Origin of the sequence: Bradyrhizobium aeschynomenes, assembly GCF_013178945.1 — a bacterium.
Lineage (GTDB): Bacteria > Pseudomonadota > Alphaproteobacteria > Rhizobiales > Xanthobacteraceae > Bradyrhizobium > Bradyrhizobium aeschynomenes.
Genome location: NZ_JABFDM010000002.1, coordinates 591,020 through 609,611, shown reverse-complemented (window position 1 = coordinate 609,611; position 18,592 = coordinate 591,020). Strand labels below are relative to the sequence as shown.

Annotated in this window: 14 protein-coding genes; 6 read left to right on the top strand and 8 right to left on the bottom strand. The window is 65.8% G+C overall.

Annotated elements, in window-relative coordinates; translation table 11 throughout:
- The first annotated feature begins 397 nt into the window (after positions 1-397).
- Positions 398-2,989 (top strand): hopanoid transporter HpnN, encoded by a 2,592-nt coding sequence (gene hpnN / locus HL666_RS07425; protein WP_172112074.1) that lies wholly within the window; start codon positions 398-400, stop codon positions 2,987-2,989.
- A gap of 74 nt (positions 2,990-3,063) precedes the next feature.
- Here hpnN and HL666_RS07420 read toward each other — a convergent pair whose 3' ends face one another.
- The gene (locus tag HL666_RS07420) at positions 3,064-3,690 is read right to left on the bottom strand and encodes a DUF2147 domain-containing protein (protein ID WP_172134228.1); all 627 of its coding nucleotides are present in this window, start codon (positions 3,688-3,690) and stop codon (positions 3,064-3,066) included.
- A gap of 101 nt (positions 3,691-3,791) precedes the next feature.
- Between HL666_RS07420 and hpnO the strand changes: the two genes are divergently transcribed.
- On the top strand, positions 3,792-5,183 hold the full coding sequence (hpnO, locus tag HL666_RS07415; RefSeq protein ID WP_172112076.1) for an aminobacteriohopanetriol synthase HpnO: 1,392 nt from the start codon (positions 3,792-3,794) through the stop codon (positions 5,181-5,183).
- Positions 5,184-5,560: 377 nt separating this feature from the next.
- Here the strand turns inward: hpnO and HL666_RS07410 are convergent, their stop codons facing one another.
- The 4 genes from HL666_RS07410 to HL666_RS07395 all read right to left on the bottom strand — a co-directional run bounded on the left by HL666_RS07410 (position 5,561) and on the right by HL666_RS07395 (position 8,274).
- On the bottom strand, positions 5,561-6,343 hold the full coding sequence (locus HL666_RS07410; RefSeq protein ID WP_172131118.1) for an anti-sigma factor family protein: 783 nt from the start codon (positions 6,341-6,343) through the stop codon (positions 5,561-5,563).
- The gene (locus HL666_RS07405; RefSeq protein WP_172112077.1) at positions 6,343-6,894 is read right to left on the bottom strand and encodes a sigma-70 family RNA polymerase sigma factor; all 552 of its coding nucleotides are present in this window, start codon (positions 6,892-6,894) and stop codon (positions 6,343-6,345) included. The genes HL666_RS07410 and HL666_RS07405 overlap by 1 nt, the downstream gene beginning before the upstream one ends.
- A 97-nt stretch (positions 6,895-6,991) precedes the next feature.
- Positions 6,992-7,318, bottom strand: a complete 327-nt coding sequence (locus HL666_RS07400) for a cupredoxin domain-containing protein (protein WP_172112078.1) — start codon at positions 7,316-7,318, stop codon at positions 6,992-6,994.
- Positions 7,319-7,329: 11 nt separating this feature from the next.
- Entirely contained in the window at positions 7,330-8,274 is a 945-nt protein-coding gene (locus tag HL666_RS07395) for a metallophosphoesterase family protein (RefSeq protein ID WP_172112079.1), read from the bottom strand.
- A 223-nt stretch (positions 8,275-8,497) separates the two neighbouring features.
- Between HL666_RS07395 and HL666_RS07390 the strand changes: the two genes are divergently transcribed.
- A complete protein-coding gene (locus HL666_RS07390) occupies positions 8,498-9,670 on the top strand; it encodes an acyltransferase family protein (protein ID WP_172112080.1) in 1,173 nt (390 codons plus the stop codon).
- 436 nt (positions 9,671-10,106) lie between these two features.
- On the opposite strand, the gene HL666_RS07385 is transcribed toward HL666_RS07390, so the two are convergent.
- Positions 10,107-11,726, bottom strand: coding sequence for a GMC family oxidoreductase (locus HL666_RS07385; protein ID WP_172131084.1), 1,620 nt, complete (start codon positions 11,724-11,726; stop codon positions 10,107-10,109).
- A 185-nt stretch (positions 11,727-11,911) separates the two neighbouring features.
- On the opposite strand from HL666_RS07385, the gene HL666_RS07380 reads away from it, so the two are divergent.
- Positions 11,912-13,081 carry a M20 aminoacylase family protein gene (locus HL666_RS07380; protein WP_172112082.1) on the top strand — a complete coding sequence of 390 codons (1,170 nt, stop codon included), beginning with the start codon at positions 11,912-11,914 and terminating at the stop codon, positions 13,079-13,081.
- 68 nt (positions 13,082-13,149) lie between these two features.
- Here the strand turns inward: HL666_RS07380 and HL666_RS07375 are convergent, their stop codons facing one another.
- Positions 13,150-14,628 carry a UdgX family uracil-DNA binding protein gene (locus tag HL666_RS07375; protein WP_172180640.1) on the bottom strand — a complete coding sequence of 493 codons (1,479 nt, stop codon included), beginning with the start codon at positions 14,626-14,628 and terminating at the stop codon, positions 13,150-13,152.
- Between the two features lie 109 nt (positions 14,629-14,737).
- Positions 14,738-15,976 carry a putative DNA modification/repair radical SAM protein gene (locus tag HL666_RS07370; protein WP_172180639.1) on the bottom strand — a complete coding sequence of 413 codons (1,239 nt, stop codon included), beginning with the start codon at positions 15,974-15,976 and terminating at the stop codon, positions 14,738-14,740.
- Positions 15,977-16,160: 184 nt separating this feature from the next.
- Between HL666_RS07370 and HL666_RS07365 the strand changes: the two genes are divergently transcribed.
- Together HL666_RS07365 and HL666_RS07360 are read left to right on the top strand one after the other, a co-directional pair.
- Positions 16,161-16,949 (top strand): ImuA family protein, encoded by a 789-nt coding sequence (locus HL666_RS07365; protein ID WP_172180637.1) that lies wholly within the window; start codon positions 16,161-16,163, stop codon positions 16,947-16,949.
- Positions 16,849-18,438: a Y-family DNA polymerase gene (locus tag HL666_RS07360; RefSeq protein ID WP_172180636.1), complete on the top strand. Its 1,590-nt coding sequence runs from the start codon at positions 16,849-16,851 to the stop codon at positions 18,436-18,438. Before HL666_RS07365 ends, HL666_RS07360 begins: the two co-directional genes overlap by 101 nt.
- Positions 18,439-18,592 lie beyond the last annotated feature (154 nt).

The following is an 18,592-nucleotide window of genomic DNA, read 5'->3' as shown; positions in this document are numbered from 1 at the left end:
GAATGCCCCAATTTGCCCGCATGACCATGGAAGCGCAGGGCTTTGTGTCAAAAATCGAGCAGAGAGGAAAGCCGGTTTGCAACTCGATCGCATGTGACCGCCGACACACAGCGATGCAATTCTCAACGGTATCTAAGTAATTATAAATTAATTCAATCAACTGAGCTACTTATACTCTCACTCGTTCGTCACTTTACCGCCGAGAACAGCCGCTATATCAGCCGCCCCGACGGTTCCGCGCATCGTTCGACCTGATCCGCCGTCCAGGGACCCATCCTCCTCGCCGAAGGCTGGGCCAGACCCGGCCAGGGGCTTGCTCCGAGCTGGCGCTGGCCAGGGAACTCCGCCATGAAGCGGACGTTTCCGCCCAGCTCTTTAAACCTTAGAAAGTCACGAAGTGCTGACCACGTTTGTCGTCTCGATCGTCAAGGCCTGCACCCGGTTCGCATGGCCGACATTGATTGCAGGCCTTCTCTTGTCGGTGGGCGCGGGCGTCTACACGGCGCGTCATTTTTCGATCAACACCGACATCAACAAGCTGATCTCCCCGGAGCTCGACTGGCGCAAGCGCGACCAGCAGTATGAGCAGGCGTTCGATCGCGACCGCATGATCCTGGGCGTGGTCGAGGCCGCGACCCCCGAGCTGACCGGTGTGGCGGCTGACGCGCTCGCCAAGAAGCTCAAGGGCGACACCGCCAACTTCTCGTCCGTGGAGCTGCTCGGCGGCGGCGAGTTCTTCGCCCGGAATGGCCTGCTGTTCCTGCCGACGGAGGAGGTCAAGCAGCTCACCGAGCAGTTCACCGCGGCGGCGCCGCTGGTCGAGATCATGGCCGGCGATCCATCGATCCGCGGTCTGACCGGCGCGCTCGAGACCGGCCTTGCGGGCGTCAAGCGCGGCCAGGTCAAGCTCGACAATGCCGCGCGTCCGTTCGACTACATCTCGCAGACCGTCGAGACCGTGCTCGACAAGGGCGATGCGACCTTCTCCTGGCGTCAGCTGATCTCCGACAAGCCGCTCGATGACAGCGACAAGCGCGCCTTCATCCAGTTCAAGCCGATCCTCGACTACCAGGCATTGGAGCCCGGCAAGGCGGCGACCGATGCGATCCGCCAAGCCGCGGCCGAGCTCGATTTCCCTAACCGCTTTCACGCCCGCGTGCGCCTGACCGGGCCGGTGCCGATCGCCAACGAGGAATACGCCACCGTGCAGGAGGGCGCCGTCGTCAACGGCATCGGCACCGTGGTGGTCGTGCTGATCATCCTGTGGCTGGCGCTGCATTCGGCCAAGATCATCTCGGCGGTGTTCGTCAACCTGTTCATCGGCCTTGCCATCACCACGGCGGTCGGCCTGATGATGGTCGGATCGCTCAATCTGCTGTCGGTCGCCTTCGCCGTGCTGTTCATCGGACTCGGCGTCGATTTCGGCATCCAGTTCAGCGTGCGCTATCGCTCCGAACGCTTCAAGAATGACGACCTGCCCGAGGCGCTCGCCGAAGCCGCGCGGCGCTCCGCGGTGCCGCTGTCGCTCGCGGCGATGGCGACGGCTGCCGGCTTCCTGTGCTTCCTGCCGACCGACTACAAGGGTATTTCCGAGCTCGGCGCCATCGCAGGCGCCGGCATGATCATCGCCTTCCTGTCCTCGATCACGGTGCTGCCGGCGCTGCTCAAGATCCTCAATCCGCCCGGCGAGAAGGAGCCGGTCGGCTACGCCTTCCTGGCACCGGTCGATGAATTCCTCGAGAAACACCGCGTGCCGATCATCGTCGGCACCCTCGGCCTCGTCATCGCCGGTCTGCCGCTGCTCTACTACATGAAGTTCGACTTCAACCCGATGAACCTGCGCAATCCCCACGCCGAGTCGATTGCGACCTATCTCGATCTGCGAAAGGATCCGAACACCGGGGCGAACGCGATCGACGTGCTGACCCGCTCGGAGAGCGAAGCGAAGGCGATCGAGGCCAAGCTCGAGAAGCTGCCGGAAGTGGCGCGCGTGATGTCGCTCGACAGCTTCGTGCCCCAGGACCAGCCGGCCAAGCTGAAGCTGATCGCCCAGGGCGCCAAGGTGCTGGGACCGGCACTCAATCCCGATCAGGTCGATGCCGCACCGAGCGACAAGGAGAACATCGAGGCGCTGAACTCGACCGTCGACAATCTTCGGCGCACGGCCGGGGAAGACAAGGGACCCGGCGCTGCGGCGGCGCGGCGCCTCGCGGACGCGCTTGCCAAGCTCGCGGGCGCGAGCGAAGCGGTGCGGAGCAAGGCCCAGTCCGTGTTCGTCGAGCCGTGGAAGATCACGCTTGAGCAACTCAGCGCCACGCTACAGGCGCAGCCGGTCACCTTGGCCAATCTGCCGCCTGAGCTCGTGTCGCAGTGGAAGAGCAAGGACGGCCTGATTCGCGTCGAGGCGCAGCCCAAGGGCGATCCGAACGACAACGACAATCTCAGGCGGTTCGCGAATGCCGTGCTGACGGCGGAGCCCAATGCGATCGGCGGCCCGGTGTCGATCCTGAAGTCGGGTGACACGATCGTGAAGGCGTTCATCCACGCCGGCATCTACTCGCTGGTCGTGATCAGCCTGCTGTTGTGGGTCACCCTGAAGCGCTTCTCCGACGTGCTGATGACGCTGGTACCTCTCCTGGTTGCCGGCGCCGTCACGCTCGAGATCTGCGTCCTGATCAAGCTGCCGCTGAACTTCGCCAATATCGTCGCGCTGCCGCTGCTGCTCGGCATCGGTGTCGCGTTCAAGATCTACTACGTGGTGGCGTGGCGTGGCGGCCGCACCAATTTGCTGCAGACCAGCCTGACCCGGGCGATCTTCTTCAGTGCGCTGACGACGGCGACCGCTTTCGGCAGCCTGTGGCTGTCGAGCCATCCCGGCACATCCAGCATGGGCAAGCTGCTGGCGTTGTCGCTCGTCACCACGCTCGCTGCGGTGCTGCTGTTCCAGCCGGCCTTGATGGGCAAGCCCCGCGAGGTCCACGAACAATAAAGGCGAGCGAGTCGCAAAAAGGAAAAAGCGGCCGATGCCCTCGGCCGCTTTTTTATTGATGGGTATCGGACGACTTAGCGGGGCCGTGCCACGTCGGGCAGCAGGCAGATGTCGCCGATTTGATCGGCGGGCTTCGGCGCCGGTCTGGCCGCGGCAACCGTGCCGCTACTGTGGCCGGCTGCCGCTTTCGGAGCCGGAGCAGGGGCGGGCGCAATTGGTTTCTGTGTACCTTTGGCCATGCTGTTGACGGGGCTCGACGGGATCGGCGGGCCGACCCGCGTCCAGGTCTCGCCGCCGCACAGGAAGCCGAGCACACAGCCCTTGATTTCCAGATGATCGGCGTCGGTCGGCGTGATCGTCGAACTGTAGAGCTGGCCGTCCTTGGCGTTGTAGACTTGGCCTTCCCACGCCTCGGCGCCCGGCTTCTTCTTCATGTCGATCAGGATCGGCATGCCGAGCGTCGGCCGGCTTTGCCGGGCGGGATCGGGATTGTTGGCGTCCCGGCCGCCCGGGGTCTTTTCCCAGGCCACCACGCCCCACATGCTGCCATTACATTGTGCGACTCGGATGTTGGCGACGCCGTCGGCGACCCGCCAGTCGCCTGTGGGATCAGCCGCGAGCGCAGAAGAAATTCCTGCTGCGAACACCACTGCGGAGTATGCTATCGTTGTCGACATGAGAGATCTAAGGCGATGCAACATTGGCAGAAACCCGTGCTTGCTTTGATGGTGCGAATGAGGGCAAAACGCCGCATTGCGCGTTTTCAGTTGACGTCACGTCCATCAACCGAAGTATGTAGCCGATGCTAAAACCCAATCTAGACGTTTCCGAGATGTTTGTGGAGCGCCAAGCGCAGCGCAGCACGATGCACTCTCGGCATCTGAACGAGCAACTGGTCCGGGTTCTCAAAACGATTGGATATGATGTCGGGTTCCAGAAGGGACAAGGGCAGTATCTCTACGATCGTGACGGGGCCCGCTATCTTGACCTGCTCAGCGGTTTTGGTGTCTTCGCCATCGGGCGCAACCATCCGACTCTCCGTGACGCGCTGAAGAGCGTTCTCGACAGCGACCTGCCGAACCTCGTCCAGCTCGATGTCTCCACGCTCGCGGGCGTTCTTGCCGAGCGGCTGCTGGAATATGTCCCGTACCTGGACAAGGTGTTCTTCGCGAATTCGGGTGCCGAGACCGTCGAAGCCGCAATCAAATTCGCGCGGGGCGCGACGGGACGGCCTGGCATCGTCTATTGCGGGCACTCCTATCATGGCCTGACCTATGGCGCGCTGTCGCTGACCGAGGATCCGAACTTCCGCAACGGATTCGAGCCGCTGCTGCCGGGCTGCACGGCGGTTCCGTTCAACGATCTCGCTGCGCTCGAGCAGGCGCTGTCGTCCCGCGAGATCGCCGCCTTCATCGTCGAGCCCATCCAGGGCAAGGGCGTCAACATGCCCTCCGACGAGTTCCTGCCCGGCGCCGCCGCGCTCTGCAAGAAATACGGCACCATCTTCATCGCCGACGAGATCCAGACGGGGATGGGCCGGACCGGTCGGTTCCTCGCGGTGGAACACTGGAATGTCGAGCCTGACATGGTGCTGCTGTCGAAGGCACTGTCGGGCGGTCACGTTCCGGTCGGCGCGCTGCTCACGCGCAAGCAGATCTTCGACAAGATCTTCAACCGCATGGATCGCGCGGTCGTGCATGGCTCGACCTTCGCCAAGAACGATCTGGCCATGGCCGCGGGCATCGCGACCCTCGAGGTGATGAAGGCGGAGAAGCTGGTCGAGGCCGCCGCCAAGCGTGGCGCCGAGCTGCGGCTGGCGCTGACGCGGATGGTGCCCGGCTACGAGCTGCTCAAGGAAGTGCGCGGCAAGGGGCTGATGATCGGCGTCGAGTTCGGTCCGCCGAAATCGCTGCGCCTCAAGGCGTCCTGGACCATGCTGGAAAGCGCCAACAAGGGCCTGTTCTGCCAGCTGATCACGGTGCCGCTGTTCAAGGATCACAAGATCCTGACCCAGGTCGCCGGCCACGGCCTGCACACCATCAAGCTGCTGCCGCCGTTGACGATCACGGAAGAGGACTGCACCTGGATCGAGCGCGCCTTCGATGACGTCATCGCCCAGAGCCACAAGGTCCCCGGCGCGATCTGGTCGCTCGGCAAGACCCTGGTCGACAACGCCATCCGCAAGTCGGCGTGAGCCGAGCGGCTTGTAAGTACAACGAGCGGCTGGTCAGTACAAAGAGGCGCCCTCGCGGCATACTCGCTGTCATCACCCGGCTTGACCGGGCGATCCAGTACGCCGAGACAGTTGTGATCAGCTCGATGGGCCGCGGCGTACTGGCTGCCCGCCTGCGTGGGCATGACAGCGGGGGATGCGGCTGCGAAGGAGAGGCAAAGGCGGGGAGCGCCGTGCCCACCATCTGATTGCTCGTTCGTTCGCGGTGGGCACCCTTCGCTTTGCCCACCCTACGGTTTCAGATAAAATCTCCGTCATTGCGAGCGCAGCGAAGCAATCCAGGGCTGCGCAAGGACTCTGGATTGCTTCGCTGCGCTCGCAATGACGACGCGAGAGAGTCAGCTGCTCCCACCCATCGCCCGCTCGAACCGTTCGCCGAACTCGTTGAGCTCCTCGACATTGATGTCACTCACCGCCCAGTAGCTCAGGCCGCGGTCGCGCCACGAGCGGATGTTGAAGCCTTGCAGCGTATCCAGCTTTGCCGCGCGACGCTCGGTCGAGGACGTCTGCGCTACGAACAAATTGATCACGTGCTGGCGGCGGCGATAGACGACCGCGCCGATCGCGCGCGCATCGACGTAGTCGAGACGACCGCCGACCAGTGTGAAGCCCTGCGCCGTGAGATCGATCACCGGTGGCGCGACATCGAGCTTGCCGTTGAACCACGGTTTCACCGTGTGCTGATCGGTCGAGACCACGTCGGTGAGGTGGCCGGCTTGCAGCGAGCGCAGATGCGCCGAGACGATCTCAGCCTCGATGCGCTGCTGGTCATCGTTGCGCAGCACGATGGCAACGAGGCCGGTGGCGGCCAGCGCCGACACGGCTGAGCCGATGGCAAAGCCTTTCAGCAACGAGCGGCGGCTCGGCGCCCCGGCGAGCGGCGTCACGTTGGAAGGCTGCGCGGGCGGCAATTCGGCCTCGATCCGCTGGCGCAAGGCGGCGGGCGCCTTGTAAATCAGGTCAGTGCCGGCCAGTGCCCGCTTCATTTCGTTGATGGCCGCGAATTCCGAAGCGCAACGCGGGCAGTTCGCCACATGGGCCTCGACCTCGCGCGCGTGGCCGGCGTCGAGCTCGCCGTCGGCGAGCGCGTGGATCAGGATCTCGGCTTCATCGCAGGTCATCATTGTGGCTCCTCCTGCGCGAGCCAGGCGGCGCGCAGCATCGCGCGGGCGCGGGCGAGGCGCGACATCACGGTGCCGACCGGCACGCCGGCGGCCTCCGCGATCTCGCGATAGGACAGATTGTTGATCTCGCGCAGCACGAAGGTCTCGCGAAACGGCTCGGCGAGCGTCTCGATCATCCGTTGAATTGCCGACGCGTTGCGCTCACGCAACACGGCGCCTTCCGGCGTCTCGGCGATTTCCTGCCAGATTGGCGCCTGCTCGACAGCCTCGGGCGCATCGTCCAGTGCCTTGACCGGCGCGACGGCGCGGCGGGCAAACTCGGCGTGGCAGACGTTGCGCAGGATCGCGAACAGCCACGGCTTCATCGCCGGGCCGCGATAGGTGTCGAAGTGCTTCAGCGCGCGCAGATAGCATTCCTGCACGGCGTCCTCAGCGTCTGCGGGATTGCGCAGCAGATAGCGCGCCAGCGTGTAGACGTCGTCCAGACAGGGCAGCGCCGCCTCTCGAAAGCGCCGTGCTCGCTCGGAATCGTCAGGCGATGGGGGCACCGGCGTCCTTTCCGGTTCGGTTCGCGACGTCACGGCCGGGGCGGCAGTTCGCTGCCGGCCCGGTCCTGATGCTGTTCTCATGCCCTGGTTCGTGACGCTACTCAACCTTGACCATCCCAGTCATGTGCGGATGCAGCGAGCAGAAGTACTTGTAGTCGCCGCGGGACACGAAAGTGAACGAGAAGCTGTCATCGGTATCGAGTGTCTTCGAGCGGTACTTGCCCGCCGACACCACCGTATGTGGAATGTCGTCGTGATTGGTCCAGGTGACGGTGTCGCCGACCTTCACCGTCACCTCTGCCGGCGCGAAGGTGAAGTTGTCGATCGTGACCTTGATGGTCTCGGCGTGCAGCGGCGCGATGCCGAGCACGGCGGCGGTGAGGGCGAGGCGGATGCTTCGCCCGAGCGATACTGATATCGTCATGCGATCGATCCTCAGCCCGCCAGCGGTGTGTCGATGATCGCGAGCCGCTCGACGCCGACCTTGAAGTCGATGCTGGCGATGCCGAGCAGGCTGCGCAGCTTGGCATCCTCGACCTTCATCGGGCCGGGCGAGGGCGCGGTGCCCGGCGCCGGCTGCGGGAAGGCGGTCGAGCGCGCGGTGTGGAAGGTCACGTTGCCTTCGACCTTCTGCATCACTTGGTGGATGTGGCCATTCAGCACCGTCACCGAGCCGAAGCCCTTCAGGACATCCAGCGCGCGGCCACCATCCTCGGTGCCCCAGCCCCATTGTGGATACACCGTCCACAGCGGGATGTGCGCGAACACCACGATCGGCGTCGATTTCGAGCGGCCCTTCAGGTCCTGCTCCAGCCAGGCCAACTGTTCAGCACCGAGATTGCCGAGCCCGCCGGCCTTGAGATCGACGACGTTGACGAGCCCGATGAAATGCACGCCGTTGGCGTCGAACGAATACCAGCCGGCGCCGCGCGTGCCCTTGCCGTAGCGCTCCTTGTAGAGCTTGACGTCCTCGTCGAGGAAATCATGCTCGCCCGGCACGTAATGCACGTCGAGCCGGGTCTGCGAGATGATGCGGTCGGCGTCGTCGAACTCCGCCGCCTTCGACAGATGCGAGATGTCGCCGGTGTGGATCATGAAGGCCGGCTTCTTCGGCATCGCCTTGATCCTGTTGACGGCTTCCTCCAGCGTCCCGATCGCGTTGGGATTGGCCGGCTTGTCGAAGCCGACATGGCTGTCGCTGATCTGCAGGAAGGTGAGGCCAGAGGCCTGTTGTTCGGCCGCCTGCGCCGCGTCGATCAGGCCCAGCGAGCGCGGCACGCCGCCCGACAAGGTCCAGAGCACGCCGGTGCCGGCCCAGGTCATGCATTCCAAAACCCGGCGGCGGCTGAGGCCGCGCTCGTCGTGATCATCGAAGCTCATCGTGCTCTCCCGTTGCCCTCACTCGAGGCTTGCGGGTGAGGAGAGCGGAGAAGCCGGCGGTTTATTCCCAGCCGTCCGCTGTCGGATCTGCGATGACGCGTTCGTGATGAGCCCCGTGTTGGCACACGGCTCGCATACTCGAGCATGATATCGGCCAGGCGCGGCGCGACGTATATTGAAGGTTGATGCCGATGATCGCGTCTGATGGACTGAAGCTGGACCCATGCATGACCGCGTGAACCCGAACCTGCAGCAGGCCGAGACGGCGGGCGAGCGCATCGTCCCGCTCGACCGGGCCCGGACTTTTATCACGCTCTCGGTCGTGCTGTATCACGCCGCGATCAACTACACCTATTTCGGCCAGGGCGGCGACCGCATGCACTGGCTCGGTTTCGATCTCGTCGCGCTTTTCAACGACAGCTATTTCATGTCGTGCATGTTCTTCATTTCCGGCCTGTTCGTGCCCGCGAGCCTGGCGAGAAGGGGCGCGTCCGGATATCTCGGGCGCCGCGCGCTGCGGCTCGGCGTGCCCTACATCGTCTCGATCTTCGTCATCATGCCGATCGCCTATTATCGCTACTATGTCGCGGAGGACCAATTCACGACGGTGTGGGAGCGCATGATCACCACAGGCCCATGGCCGTCGGGCTCGGCATGGTTTCTCGGCGTGCTGCTGATCTTCGACCTGTTCGCTGCCCTCGCATGGACTCTGGCGCCGCGGACAATCCCGGCGCTCGGCCGCTTGGCCGGCACGCTGCTGCGCGCGCCACTCACGGGCTTTGCCGTTTTCCTCGTGCTCGCCAACGCCGCCTATCTGCCGCCGCATCTCGGCTTCGGCGATGGGCTGTGGTTCATGCCGGGCCATTTCCCGCTGCCGTTGCAGGCCAGCCGTGCGCTGCTCTATCCGACGTTCTTCATCGCCGGCATTGCGATCGGCGCCGCCGGCCTGCGCACCGGACCGTTCTCGCAGGACGGCGCGCTGGTGCAGCGCTGGGCGGTGTGGTTCGGCCTGTCTTATGGCTGCTACGGCCTGATCCTGCTGCTCGCCTACGCCCACCACAACTGGATCGCCGATTTCGACTCGCCGCCGCTGTGGTGGCGGGCCGCCTACGGGTGCACGGTCGCGAGCTTCTGCGCGTCGATGGCGTTCGGCGTGCCGACCTTCTTCCTGCGCTGGGCGAGGGCGACGCTGTCGCTGATGGACCGCATGCAGCCCTCGGCCTACGGCATTTATCTCCTGCACTTCCTGCCGTTGCTCTGGCTGCAATATCTGGTGTTCGATCCGGCGTGGCCGGCCGCGGTGAAGTTCGCGATCGTGCTGGTGGGCACGCTGTTCGTGAGCTGGGGAGCGGCCGCGCTGTTGCGGCGAGTGCCGCTGGTGGCGCGGATCATTTGAAAGCAGAGAGCTAGGTTGGGCCCTGGATTGCTTCGCTTCGCTCGCAATGACGATTGTGGCGGGCACCGAGCGCCGCCACGAACGCCGTCATCGCGAGCGTAGCGACGCGATCCAGGGGCCACGGACGCGACTGTTGAATGCGTCCGGCGTTTCGTCGCCCTGGCCATCGTCTGCCGCACGATGATGGGCACGCGCCGCCTTTCGGCGTCGCTTTGCCAACCCTACGTTGTCGCGGCATGAAGTCACGACAGGCGGATGACGGCTTAGACGTTATTCCCGCTGTCCTGCATCGCGTCCGATGGTCGCGCGCTGTCAGAGAAGTGTCAGCTTGGGGCGATAAACCGCTACCGGTTCGCGCGGCGTAAGCGTACAGCCCAGCGTCAGGAGTTCGATCTCGCGTCATGCTGCTCGCTGCAGGCGAGCGGCATGGAGGTCGTCAGCGCCCATCTTCCAGGATCATCGACGCTGCTTTCTCCGCGATCATCGCGGTCGGCGTGTTGGTGTTGCCGGAGGTGATCGTTGGCATGATCGAGGCGTCGGCGATGCGCAGGCCGTCGAGGCCACGGAAGCGCAGCCGTTCGTCGACCACCGCCATCGGATCATCAGCGGTGCCCATCTTCGCCGTGCCGACCGGATGGAAGATCGTGGTGCCGATGTCGCCGGCGGCCTTGGCGAGCGCGGCGTCGTCGTCGCCGACGGCCGGGCCCGGCAGATATTCCTCCGGCTTGTAGGACGACAGCGCGTTCTGCTTCATCAGCCGCCGGGTGACGCGGATCGCATCGGCCGCGACCTGTCGGTCGTCCTCGGTCGCCAGATAGTTCGGCGCGATCGACGGCGCCTCGTCGATCTTGGCGGATCTGATCCGCACAGTGCCGCGCGAGGTCGGCCGCAGATTGCAGGCGCTGACGGTGATGGCGGGAAAGCGATGCAGCGGATCGCCGAACTTGTCGAGCGATAGCGGCTGCACGTGGAATTGAATGTTGGCGCGGTCGCGCCGGGGATCCGAGCGCGTGAAGATGCCGAGCTGCGACGGCGCCATGGTCAGCGGACCACGCCGGCGGAAGGCATAGTCGAGACCCATCAGGCCGCGCCGCATCAGCGAGTAGTAGGTCTCGTTCAGCGTCTTCACGCCGGTGACCTTGTAGATCGCGCGCTGCTGCAGGTGGTCCTGCAGATTGCGCCCGACGCCCGGCTTGTCGAGGACGACATCAATACCGAGTTCGCCGAGCCATTCGGCGGGCCCGACGCCCGATCGCTGCAGCACCTGCACCGAGCCGATCGAGCCGGCGCTCAGAATCACCTCGCCCTTGGTGCGCGCCTCGATGGTCTCGCCGTTCTGCCGGAAGCGCACGCCGACTGCGCGGCCGTTCTCGACGATCAGGCGATCGACATGGACGTGGGTTTCGAGCCGCAGGTTCTGCCGGTTCAGCGCCGGCTTGAGAAAGCCCCGCGCCGACGACCAGCGCCGGCCGCGCTTCTGGTTGACGTGGAAATAGCTGATGCCCTCATTGTCGCCGGTATTGAAATCGGGGATGCGGCGGATGCCCATCTGCTCGGCCGCGTCGCCGACCGCATCCAGAACCGCCCAGGACAGCCTGGGCGCCTCGATCCGCCAGCCGCCGCCCACGCCATGGTGCTCGCTCTCGCCCAGGAAATGGTCCTCCAGCCGCCGGAACACCGGCAGCACGTCGGAATACGACCAGCCGGAAAGCCCGAGCTGGCGCCAATGGTCGTAGTCGGCGGCCTGGCCGCGCATCGAGATCATCGCATTGATCGCCGAGCAGCCGCCGATCACCTTGCCGCGGGGATAGGCCAGCGAACGGCCGTTCAGGCCCGGCTCGGCCTCGGTGCGAAACATCCAGTCTGAGCGGGGATTGCCGATCGCGAAGAGGTAGCCGACCGGAATATGGAACCAGATCCAGTTGTCGTTGCCGCCGGCCTCGAGGATGAGGACACGGGTGTTCGGATCGGCCGACAGCCGGTTGGCGAGGATGCAGCCGGCGGTGCCGGCACCCACCACGATGTAGTCGTAATCCCCCGCGAGCTGGCGTCCCATCGGCATTCCCTTCCCATCTTTGGGAGGCTTTTAGTCAGCGGGGGCGGGGACGGACAAGCGCCACGTTCATGGCTGGTTGACCGAGCCATGAGACGGGCGCAGCCCAGATCATGCTCAGATCTTGGGCGGTGCGACTTTTGCATGCTAGAAAGGCTCAAATCCCTTCTGGAGTTACGAGATTTCCCATGCCCATCGTCAACCGCGTCGCCGATCTGCAGCCCGATATCCAGGCCTGGCGGCGGGATATCCATTCCCATCCCGAACTGCTCTATGAAGTGCACCGGACTGCGGCCTTCGTGGCCGACCGGCTGCGCGAATTCGGCTGCGACGAGGTGGTGACGGGGCTCGGCAAGACCGGCGTGGTCGGCGTCATCAAGGGCCGCAAGCCCGGCAATGGCGAGGTCAAGGTGCTCGGCCTGCGTGCCGACATGGACGCGCTGCCGATCGAGGAGGCGACCGGGCTGCCTTATGCCTCCAAGACTCCGGGCATGATGCATGCCTGCGGCCATGACGGCCACACCGCGATGCTGCTCGGCGCCGCTCGCTATCTCGCCGAGACCCGCAACTTCGCCGGCGAGGTCGCCGTGATCTTCCAGCCGGCCGAGGAGGGCGGGGCCGGCGCCGAGGCGATGATCAAGGACGGCCTGATCGACCGCTTCAAGATCGACCAGGTCTACGGCATGCACAACGGTCCGGGCCTGCCGGTTGGCGCCTTCGCGATCCGCCAGGGGCCGCTGATGGCCTCGACCGATGCGGTCGACATCACCATCGAGGGCCATGGCGGCCACGCGGCCAAGCCGCACAACTGCATCGACTCGCTGCTGGTCGGCGCCCAGCTCGTTACCGCCTTGCAGCAGATCGTCTCGCGCAGCGTCGATCCGCTGGAAGCTGCCGTTCTCTCGATCTGCGAGTTTCACGCCGGCAATGCGCGCAACGTCATCCCGCAGAGCGCGGTGCTGCGCGGTACGGTGCGCACGCTGACGCCGAAGGTGCGCGAGCTGATGGAGAAGCGGGTGCGTGAGGTCGTCACCGGCGTTGCCCAGATGACCGGCGCCAAGATCGACCTGAATTATGCGCGCGGTTATCCCGTGGTCATGAACCACGCCGAGCAGACCGACATCGCCATCCGCGCCGCCAAGGAGGTTGCGGGCGACGCCAATGTGCATGAGATGCCGCCGATGATGGGCGGCGAGGATTTTGCCTACATGCTCGAAGCCCGCCCCGGCGCCTTCATCTTCGTCGGTAACGGCGACAGCGCCGGCCTGCATCACCCCGCCTACAACTTCAACGACGAGGCGATCGTCTACGGCACCTCGTTCTTCATCAAGGTGGTGGAGAATACGCTGGCGGCGTGAGCTTCGGCCAGGAACGCTCTCCTCGAATGGCCGGGTTCGACCCGGCCATTTGCGTTTTCGCCGTAGCGTCAGGCCGCGTCGGCGCGCTTGAGAGCGGCCGCGGCGATCTTCAGGTCTTTCACGAACAGCGCGTATTCCCGCGCCTTGGCGTCGGCGTCGGGCAGCCGCAAGAGATAGGACGGGTGCACGGTGATCATCGCCTGGGGACCTTCGGGCAGGTCGACGATGTGGCCGCGGTTCTTGGTGACCTGGGTGATCTTGCCGAACACCGCCTGCGCGGCGGTCGCGCCCATCGCCACGACCAGGGCTGGACGCACGGTGGCGAGCTCGCGCTCGTACCAGGGACGGCAGGCCTTGATCTCCGGCGTCGCCGGCTTCTGGTGCAGCCGGATCTTGCCGCGGGGAACGAACTTGAAGTGCTTCACCGCATTGGTGACGTAGACCTTGGACCGGTCGATGCCGGCTTCTGCAAGCGCGCGGTCGAGCATCTGGCCGGCCGGGCCGACGAAGGGATGGCCGGCGAGGTCCTCCTTGTCGCCGGGCTGCTCGCCGACCAGCATCAAGGGCGCGTGCTCCGGGCCTTCGCCGAATACGGTTTGCGTCGCGTCCTTCCACAGCGGGCAGGCGCGGCAGGCGGCGGCTTCTTCACGCAAGGTCTGAAGATCGGTCACTGCCATTTCACGTGAGGTCTCAGCAGCGGCGGGGGCTTTCGGCTTGCGGGTCATCGCGGTCTCCTCGACGCGCTTCTGCGGCTTGTGCGGGTCGGTGCCTTCATCGGCGATCATCTCCGTGGTGCGCCGGGAGGCCGCCGCGATCAGCGGCTGGATCAGCTTCGCCTCGGGCAGGTTCTGCCAATATTTCTTCGGCATCTCCTTTTCCATCGCCTTCACTTTCAGCCGTGCCGGATTGAAAATGCTGGCGTAATAGCGCAGCCACACCTCTTCGAGCCGGTCTTCAGTCGGGGCTTCAGCCTTGCTCACACCGGGCGTGAAGGAGACCCGGCTGCCGTCCCAATGGGCGCAGAGTTCGGGCGTCAGGATCGACCAGGGCATGTCGGCGAAGCGGCGGGCGAAGAACGGCGCGGCGCGTTCGACGATGTGATGCTCCGGCTCGAACCAGGCGACATAGCGCGCCTCGCGCTCGCGGCCGACCTCGCGGAAGCGGACGAAAGCATGCATCTTGTGAACGTCACGGCGGACGGCGCGCGCCAGCGCGTTGGCCTGGGCGACATCGGGATCGGTCGCGATGTCCATCAGGTCGTGGTTGGTGCGGAGACGCCACAGCAGCCGGTAGAGCAGGGCGAAGCGGTTGGGATCGCGGTGCAGGATCGCGCTCTCGGCCAGCTCCATGAAGCTCGCGGGGACCGAGAATGCGCCCTTGGGCACGTCGGGCAGCCGTGTCTCCGACTGATCGTCGAACAGGTCCGCCGCCGCGCCCTTGACCCGCCAGCTCACATCCGCGGCCCTGACGTCGTTCATCGCCAGCGCCCGCGCCGCCCGACGCCAGCCGTCGAAATCGGTGTCGCTGTCGAGGGTTACGACGTGCATTTGGCACACACTCTCCGCGTCGTCATGCCCGGCCCCCGTGCCGGGCATCCTCGTCTTGCCCTTAACAAAGACGTGGATGGCCGGGACAAGCCCGGCCATGACGGGTCAATTAGAATCCAAATCCCAGCTGCTGCGGTTTCGGCCGCAGCCGGGCTCTCAGGCTGGCGCCGTCGAGCAAGGACGGTGACGGCCGGTGGTCGGAGAGAACGATGAACGGCAGCGCCTTGTTCCGGATGACGTTGAGCTGGGCCAGATCCGCAAAGCGAATGGTGGTGGTGCGGCGGGTCGCGAGGATGCGCTGCACGGTGCGGGTGCCGAAGCCGGGCACGCGCAGCATCTCCTCGCGGCTGGCTGTGTTGATGTCGAGCGGGAAGCGGTCGCGGTGGCGCAGCGCCCAGGCGAGCTTGGGGTCGATGTCGAGCGGCAGCATGCCTTCGCCTTCCTCGACGATCTCCTCCGCATCGAAGCCGTAGAACCGCATCAGCCAGTCGGCCTGGTACAGCCGGTGCTCGCGGACGAGGGGCGGGGCCTGCAGCGGCAGCGCGCGGCTGGCGTCGGGGATCGGGCTGAAGGCCGAGTAATACACCCGCTTGAGCTTGTAGGCGCCGTAGAGATTGGCCGAGGTCGACAGGATGGTCCGGTCATTGGCGGCATCGGCGCCGACGATCATCTGCGTGCTCTGGCCGGCCGGCGCGAAGCGCGGCGGCCTGGCGCGGCGCACCGTCTTCTTGGCCTCCGCCGTCTCGTCGAGCTTGAGCCGGAGGCGGCCCATGGTGAGGCGGATCGCGCGCTGGTCCTTTTCCGGCGCCAGCTTCGTCAGGCTGTCCTCGAGCGGCGTCTCGATGTTGATGCTGAGCCGGTCGGCATATCTGCCGGCCTCCGCGATCAGCGCCTCGTCGGCCTCCGGAATCGTCTTCAGATGGATGTAGCCGCGGAAGCGATGCTCCTCGCGCAATTTGCGCGCGACGCTGACGACCTGCTCCATCGTGTAGTCGGGGCTGCGGATGATGCCCGACGAGAGAAACAGCCCTTCGATGTAGTTGCGGCGATAGAAGTCGATCGTCAGCTTCACCACCTCGTCGACCGTGAAGCGCGCGCGGGCGACGTTGGAGGAGGCGCGGTTGACGCAATACAGGCAGTCGAAGTTGCAGGCGTTGGTCAGCAGGATCTTGAGCAGCGAGATGCAGCGTCCGTCCGGCGCATAGGAGTGGCAGATGCCCATGCCAGGCGCGGTCGAGCCGAGACCCTTGCCGTCGCGGGAATCCCGCATCTCCGTACCGCTGGAGGCGCAGGACGCGTCGTACTTGGCGGCATCGGCCAGGATCTCCAGTTTGCGCAGCAGCTCCATGCTTTTGAATCCCTTTGATTCCATTCGCTGAATCACACCCGGGTCAATCCCGATTGACTCTCTCGAAGGCGTTAGCTTTATATTAGAACGTATCATGAACAAAGAGGGTCGTCGCGGGTTCACTGCCTGCGTTCAAAAAGAGAACGGCAGCACCCGCACGATGGATTGAAAGGAGCGGCGACGGATGACCGGCGCACGCATGGATACGCTCGCGCGTCTGCGCGGCCGCATTGCCCGTCTCGAAGCGGCCAATGGCGCGCATGATCTGCGCCGGGTCGCGCTCGGCCACGACGAGGCCGACGCGGTGCTGCAGGGCGGGCTCGCCACCGGCGCGCTGCACGAGGTGTTTGCCGAAGCCGGCCGCCAGGCCGCGGCCGCGACCGGCTTCGTGTGCGGCTTGGCTGCGCGTGTGGCTGCGCGCCGGCCGCTGATCTGGATCCGGCAGGACTTTGCCGAGCGCGAGGCCGGCGCTTTGTCGATGAGCGGGCTCGCCGAGCTCGGCCTGGATCCGTGCCGTCTTGTGGTCGTGCGCGCGCCCGATCTCGATCACGCCCTGCGCACCGCCGCCGATGCGCTCGCCTGCGATGCGCTGGGCGGCGTGATGCTGGAGGTGTGGGGCGAGACGCAGAAGCTCGATCTCGTCGCCAGCCGCAAGCTGACCTTGGCGGCGCAGGAATCCGGCGTGACCGCGCTGCTGCTGCGCGTCGCCGCGACGCCAGAGCCGTCGACTGCGGAGACGCGCTGGATGGTGCGGACCGCGCCGTCGCCGGTGGTGGCGCCATGGATGGCGTGGGGCGCGCCGCGTCTCGATGCCGAACTCATTCGCAACCGTCACGGCCAGACCGGACGATGGATCATGGAGTGGATGCCCGATGCGTGCCGTTTCAGCGAACCGGCGGCGGATCCTCAGCCTGTGGCTGCCGCGCCTGCCCATCGAGCGCATCAAGCGGAGCCGCGGCGCCGATCCGCTTGAGCAAGGCAAGCCGCAGGTCGTCGTCATCAAGGACGCCAATGCGCTCTCGATCCATTCGCTCGACGAGGCGGCGGCGCGCCATGGCGTGTCGCTCGGCCAGCCCTTGGCGAATGCCCGCGCGGTCTGTCCCGATCTCGTTGCGCACGAGGCCGATCTCACGGCTGACGCCAGGCTGCTGGAGAGCATCGCTGACTGGTGCGACCGCTTCACGCCACTGGTGGCGCTCGATCCGCCGGACGGGCTGTCGCTCGACATCACCGGCTGCGTGCATCTGTTCGGCGGCGAGACGAAGCTCATGCAGTCGGTCTGCGATGCGCTGACCGCGCATGGCCTGACCGTATCGGCGGCGATCGCCTCCAACGCAGTGTGCGCGCGGACCCTGAACCGGCAGGTGCATGGCCGCATCGTGCCCGACGGCGAGGAGGCGGCGGCGGTCTCAGCCCTGCCGGTGGCCGCCCTCGGCGGCAGCGACGCCATCACGCTCGGCCTGCGCCGCGCCGGCCTCAAGACGATCGGCGATGTCGCCTCGCGTGGCCGCAACGAGATCACCGCCCGCTTCGGCGCCGCCTTCACCCGCGTGCTGGCGCAGGCGCTGGGCGAGGCCGATGCGCCGATCAACCCGCGCAAGGTCCCGCCGGACTACATCGTCGACAAGCGCTTTGCCGAGCCGATCGCGACCGACACCGTGATCGCGGCGAGTCTCTCCAGCTTGGCCGCGATGCTGGTGGCGGCGATGGCGCAGCAGGGCAAGGGCGCGCGGCGGCTGGAGGCCTGCTTCTTCCGCACCGACGGCTTGGTGCGCATCATCGCGGTGGACACCGGCCAGCCGGTGACGGACGCCGCCGTTATCGACCGTCTGTTCCGCGAACGCCTGGAGGCGCTGAGCGATCCGCTCGATCCCGGCTTCGGCTTCGACATGATCCGGCTCGCCGCCGGCCGCAGCGAGATCGTGGTGCAGCAGCAGCGCGATCTCGACGCCCATGTCCACGACAATGACGAGCTGTCGGCCCTGATCGACCGCATCGCCGCGCGCATCGGCGGCAAACGCGTCGTCGTGCACCTGCCGGTCGACACGCACGTCCCCGAACGCGCGGCGCTGCCGCTGCCCGCCCAGCACAATCTCGCAGCCACCAGCACCGCCAATTGGCCCGCCCGCCACGACGGCGAGCCGCCGCTGCGCCCGTTGCGGCTGTTCGCACGCCCCGAGGCCATCCAGGTCATCGCCGGCGTCCCCGACGGCCCGCCCGCCCGCTTCGTCTGGCGCCGCGCCGCCCATGCGGTGGTCCGCGCCGAAGGCCCCGAGCGCATCGCGATGGAATGGTGGCGCCCCGACGGCCAGGGCCTCACCCGCGACTATTTCCGCGTCGAGGACGAACACGGCCTCCGCTTCTGGCTGTACCGCGATGGTCTGTACGACCGTGAATTGGAGCAGCCGGAGAATGGCCCGCTGGTGCAGCCTCTCTGGTACATGCACGGGCTATTCGCATGAGGGCAGGGGACCGCCGCGCTGACAGTCTTCATGGCTGCGTCATTCCGGGGCATTCGCGCGCAAAATGGCGAAGCCATTTGGGAGCAGCGCGAATGAGCCCGGAATCCATAGCCACAGGACGGTGTCGTAACGCGAGATGCCCACCACCAGTGTG

What these genes read in the sequence shown, in the direction of transcription:
- HL666_RS07385 (WP_172131084.1), bottom strand. Translation starts at nt 11,726, where the DNA reads ATGGGACGCCAGCTCGCGGGGGATTACGACTACATCGTGGTGGGTGCC.
- HL666_RS07370 (WP_172180639.1), bottom strand. Translation starts at nt 15,976, where the DNA reads ATGGAGCTGCTGCGCAAACTGGAGATCCTGGCCGATGCCGCCAAGTAC.
- HL666_RS07410 (WP_172131118.1), bottom strand. Translation starts at nt 6,343, where the DNA reads ATGACCTGCGATGAAGCCGAGATCCTGATCCACGCGCTCGCCGACGGC.
- HL666_RS07380 (WP_172112082.1), top strand. Translation starts at nt 11,912, where the DNA reads ATGCCCATCGTCAACCGCGTCGCCGATCTGCAGCCCGATATCCAGGCC.
- HL666_RS07395 (WP_172112079.1), bottom strand. Translation starts at nt 8,274, where the DNA reads ATGAGCTTCGATGATCACGACGAGCGCGGCCTCAGCCGCCGCCGGGTT.
- HL666_RS07360 (WP_172180636.1), top strand. Translation starts at nt 16,849, where the DNA reads ATGCGTGCCGTTTCAGCGAACCGGCGGCGGATCCTCAGCCTGTGGCTG.
- HL666_RS07365 (WP_172180637.1), top strand. Translation starts at nt 16,161, where the DNA reads ATGACCGGCGCACGCATGGATACGCTCGCGCGTCTGCGCGGCCGCATT.
- HL666_RS07420 (WP_172134228.1), bottom strand. Translation starts at nt 3,690, where the DNA reads ATGTTGCATCGCCTTAGATCTCTCATGTCGACAACGATAGCATACTCC.
- HL666_RS07375 (WP_172180640.1), bottom strand. Translation starts at nt 14,628, where the DNA reads ATGCACGTCGTAACCCTCGACAGCGACACCGATTTCGACGGCTGGCGT.
- HL666_RS07400 (WP_172112078.1), bottom strand. Translation starts at nt 7,318, where the DNA reads ATGACGATATCAGTATCGCTCGGGCGAAGCATCCGCCTCGCCCTCACC.
- hpnO (WP_172112076.1), top strand. Translation starts at nt 3,792, where the DNA reads ATGCTAAAACCCAATCTAGACGTTTCCGAGATGTTTGTGGAGCGCCAA.
- HL666_RS07390 (WP_172112080.1), top strand. Translation starts at nt 8,498, where the DNA reads ATGCATGACCGCGTGAACCCGAACCTGCAGCAGGCCGAGACGGCGGGC.